The organism is Microcystis sp. LE19-41.2A (assembly GCF_027530405.1).
Taxonomy (GTDB): Bacteria; Cyanobacteriota; Cyanobacteriia; order Cyanobacteriales; family Microcystaceae; genus Microcystis; species Microcystis aeruginosa.
On sequence record NZ_JAPZQJ010000482.1, the window covers coordinates 1 to 3,980 of the forward strand.

Sequence of the window (3,980 nt, forward strand, 5' to 3'; positions counted from 1 at the left end):
ACGTTCAAAAACCTTGCATTATCCTTCTTGTAGTACATCGCTTGGTACAAAAAACAAGGGCAACAAAGCCTAAAACGACCGACTCCTGACGACCGGCTACTGACTCCTACCCCCAGGAAAAACTTTTTCAGCAGACCCTAAATAATACCTTTCGACAAAGGATTTCTCGGCTGGTGAGAGAGAGTCTATCTTTCTCTAAAAAAATGGAGAATCACGTTGGGGAACCCTTTGGTATTTTATTCATGACTACAATGCCCAATTAGCAAAGGTTTGAGCTATCACCACTACAATAAAATCACTACCCAAATTTCATTCCTCTACGCAGAATTCACACCACCTCAAGTTCAATGCCAGACCAGAAGCTCATCAGAGCAACTTGATTCGCAATTGGCAGCCCACCACATCCGCCTTCCCATACCTAGTCGGCAATAACGGGTACGGTAGGGATCGAACCTACAACCGTCCGCTTAGAAGGCGGATGCTCTATCCATTGAGCTACGTACCCAAGAAAGCACAATTATAGATTATAGCTCCAACAGTGACAAGTGGTAGGACTAATTTTCGCCGTTGCCCCTCTTTGCCACTGTCCAAGCTTAATGATGGTGGTGATGTCCGTGGTGATGATGGTGATCGGAATGAATGTGAGGAATTGTTACAGAACTATTGACAGATAAAGCCTCTTGTGATAGTAAAGCTTCGATATGTTCCTCGGCCCAATCGGCGACCATCTGGCAAAATTCGGGGTTATCGTTGACACAGGCCATCTGCACATAATTAACCTGGTTGTGTTTGCGGCGTAAAGCTTCGATAATATGCTCCACATCCAGCAAAGTTTCGTGATTTTCCGTAGCAAAGCCAATTGGCATGAAAATTAAAGCTTTGGCCCCCAATTCGATTAAATTCTTCGCCGCTAACTCTGCATTCGGTTGCGTCCATTTAATTAAAGGGGTTTGGTGATTTAACCAACCCACAGAAATCAAGGGATAACGATAGATTAATTTTTCCCGGACTAACTCGTATAAAGCTTGACTTTCATCGATTCCCGACGTAAATCCCTTAGCTTCGTGGGGACAACCGTGATTCATTAAAATAATGCCAATTTGCGAGGGAAGACAGCTACTAGCTACCTCGGCCGCGATTTTTTCCTCCACTAACCGCGCCATTAGCTCTATGTAAGCGGGTTGGTTATAAAACGAGGGAATATAGCGCAATCCTTTGACCCAATGTTCCCCCGTTTGTCCCTGAGCTAAAGCTTTGTTAACTTGTTCGATCGCAATGCCACTGGTAAAGATAGAATCAACAACGAGGAGAGGATAGATCAAAATTTTCTCGAATCCCCGTTCGCGGATTTCCGTTAACACCTGTGCCGGTAAAAAAGGCGCGCAGAAGTTAAACGCTTTGAATACCTCCACCCGATTACCCCATTTTGCCTGTAAATTGCGCTCGATTTCCTGTCTTTGATGCTCGAAAATGTGGTTATGGGGCGAAATAAAGTGATTATGCTGGTGCTGCCATTCGTGTAGGTCAAATAGGGCCAATAATTTCGCTAGGGGAGGATAAACCCAAGTCGGTACAGGAGCGAACTTAGCCGTCAGCAAATTTAAGGCCTGTTCATTATAGTTGGCAAAGTCCTCATAACTCTCCACTTCCCCGTATCCCATCAATAATACCGCCACTCGATCGCTGTGGTTGTGGGTAGCGGCTAACTGTTGTTGATCTGAAATGGCAACCACGTTTTTAACCCCGATTTTCTAAGTGAAAAACGCTATATCACTGGGATAGTAGCACTTTTCTATCCTATCCCCTCGCACGGGATAGACCGCTAAAAATTTATAACCTCTACAGAATCATACAGATTGCTTATCATCTTCATTAACAAAACGATATGTAAAGAAACTTTAAATAATGTTAAGATCGTTGCAGTCCCACCTATGAGAGATATGACAGCAGGCGTGTTTGGTAGCTTACCTTTTCCCAATCAGAGCGGCGATCAACTCATCAGTAAGGCGGTGAGTGCTGCGATCGCTGCATTATTCAAACGGACAGGCAAGCTGAAAGCCACTGTCCGCGCCGAACCCGTGGCCAAATTACTGCAAGGCAGTATCGACGGTTTTGACTTTATCGGTCAGTCGATGCTGATGTACAATGGCCTACGCATCGAAGCCATGGAATTGTATGTACAAGCGGTGGCGATCGATTTTAGTGCCATTTTTACCGGACAGGTAAAACTCCGTCAACCGACGCGGGCCACTTTGCGGGTAGTTTTAACGGAAGAAGACTTAACCACCTCTTTTAATACACCTTTTATTGTCGAAAAACTGCAAAGATTAGAGTACGAAGGTAAATCAATTCACTGTCAGAATACGGAATTAATTCTCAATGACGATAAAACTTTAACTCTGAAAAGTCTCATCAAATTGGGAGAAGAAGAGCCAATTCTTCTAGAAATGACCACTGCTGTGGTTGTGGAAGAACGGCGAAAAATTCAATTTGTTGAGGTGGTTTATCAAGGGGACGAAAGATCGAAAGCTTTAGGAGAAGCTTTAATCAGCCATGTTAACAACCTCATGGATTTAGATAAATTTGCTCTCGATGGTACTCAATTAAGGGTCGATCGACTACGTTTAAAAGATAAACAGATCATCTTTTATGGTATCGCCGATATCGAGCGTTTTCCCCAAAGAAAATAGGCAATCATCAACGGGTCTAAAAATATCAAGAGTTTTACAGACTTTACCCTAAAAATGAAGTATAACCTAATTTGGTATTGACTCCTGAATCCTGACTCCTGAATCCCCAAAACGAAAACCTCGTATCTCACCATTGAGATAACTACTGTGGCTTTTAATCGTGCTTGTGGCTACAGGGAGGCACAGGATCGTAACCTCCGGGGTGAAAGGGATGACAACGGAGAATACGCTTAATTGCTAACCAAGAACCCCGCAGCACACCAAAGCGATCAATCGCTTCCATGGCATACTGGGAACAGGTGGGTTGAAAACGACAGGAAGGGGGAAATAGCGGCGAAATAAACCGTCTATATCCCTCAATTAAGCCAATAAAAATTCCTTTCATCAATGTCACCTCGATCGCCTAAACTAAATAGATAGTCAATTTTCGCTTTTGCCACGTGGAACTATCCCACTCTCTCCTATTTTCGATCGGTTTAGTCGCCTGTTACCTAGCTGTTCTGATTCTGATCGCTGAAAAATTAAAAAGTCTTTTCAGTACCGATGGCGAAATTACCCGCAAAGTTGTCCACATTGGCACAGGAAACGTCATCCTTTTTGCTTGGTGGTTAAATATCCCCGCTTGGGTGGGAATAAGTGCGGCCATCCTAGCGGCAATTATTGCTATCCTATCCTATTTTTTCCCCATTTTACCCAGTCTTAATAGTGTTGGCCGCCGCAGTTGGGGAACTTTTTTTTATGCTGTTAGTATCGGTGTTCTCGTGGCTTATTTTTGGCCAATTTCTCACCCCGAATATGCGGCAATGGGTATTTTAATTATGGCTTTAGGAGACGGATTAGCAGCCCTAGTGGGACAAAATTTTGGTCAACATCCCTACAAAATTTTCGGCAGTGGCAAAAGTCTGGAAGGTTCCCTGACTATGTTAGGAGTCAGCTTTCTAGTCAGCTTGATTATTTTATCTTTTGTTAATGGCATTAATCCGCCAATTATTCTAGTATCTTTATTAACAGCGATCGGAGCCACTATTCTAGAAACTTTCTCGAAACTAGGTATAGATAATCTCACTGTACCCGTTGGTAGTGCCGCAATTGCCTATTTTCTTACCCAAATTTTCATCTCAAGCTAGGCTATCTCAGCTTATTCACAAGGGCCGAATCTAAAACCTCATTGGTTAAGCTAAGTAGGGAGGCACAATTATTTGTTAGGATGGGTTAGTGGTAGCGTAACATGAGCGGGTGTTGGGTTTCATGCTTCAACCCAACCTACGTTCTATGTTAGCAATCAGCTTT

At 43.4% G+C, this 3,980-nt stretch carries 4 protein-coding genes, 1 tRNA gene and 1 pseudogene; 3 read left to right on the forward strand and 3 right to left on the reverse strand.

The annotated features are described in order from the left end of the window. Window positions 1–131: 131 nt before the first annotated feature. Window positions 132–274 (forward strand): annotated as a pseudogene (locus O9290_RS20470) (IS1 family transposase); the annotation flags it as partial. 158 nt (window positions 275–432) lie between these two features. Here O9290_RS20470 and O9290_RS20475 read toward each other — a convergent pair. Next, window positions 433–505, reverse strand: a tRNA-Arg gene (locus O9290_RS20475). Between the two features lie 88 nt (window positions 506–593). After that, window positions 594–1,733, reverse strand: a complete 1,140-nt coding sequence (locus O9290_RS20480) for a ferrochelatase (RefSeq protein ID WP_052276752.1) — start codon at window positions 1,731–1,733, stop codon at window positions 594–596. A gap of 198 nt (window positions 1,734–1,931) precedes the next feature. Between O9290_RS20480 and O9290_RS20485 the strand changes: the two genes are divergently transcribed. Further along, window positions 1,932–2,690 carry an LmeA family phospholipid-binding protein gene (locus tag O9290_RS20485; protein WP_002757745.1) on the forward strand — a complete coding sequence of 253 codons (759 nt, stop codon included), beginning with the start codon at window positions 1,932–1,934 and terminating at the stop codon, window positions 2,688–2,690. Between the two features lie 154 nt (window positions 2,691–2,844). Here O9290_RS20485 and yidD read toward each other — a convergent pair whose 3' ends face one another. Beyond that, entirely contained in the window at window positions 2,845–3,075 is a 231-nt protein-coding gene (gene yidD, locus O9290_RS20490) for a membrane protein insertion efficiency factor YidD (RefSeq protein ID WP_002757748.1), read from the reverse strand. Window positions 3,076–3,130: 55 nt separating this feature from the next. On the opposite strand from yidD, the gene O9290_RS20495 reads away from it, so the two are divergent. Continuing rightward, entirely contained in the window at window positions 3,131–3,817 is a 687-nt protein-coding gene (locus O9290_RS20495; protein ID WP_002757750.1) for a diacylglycerol/polyprenol kinase family protein, read from the forward strand. The last annotated feature ends 163 nt before the right edge of the window (window positions 3,818–3,980 follow it).

What these genes read in the sequence shown, in the direction of transcription:
- O9290_RS20485 (WP_002757745.1), top strand. Translation starts at nt 1,932, where the DNA reads ATGAGAGATATGACAGCAGGCGTGTTTGGTAGCTTACCTTTTCCCAAT.
- yidD (WP_002757748.1), bottom strand. Translation starts at nt 3,075, where the DNA reads ATGAAAGGAATTTTTATTGGCTTAATTGAGGGATATAGACGGTTTATT.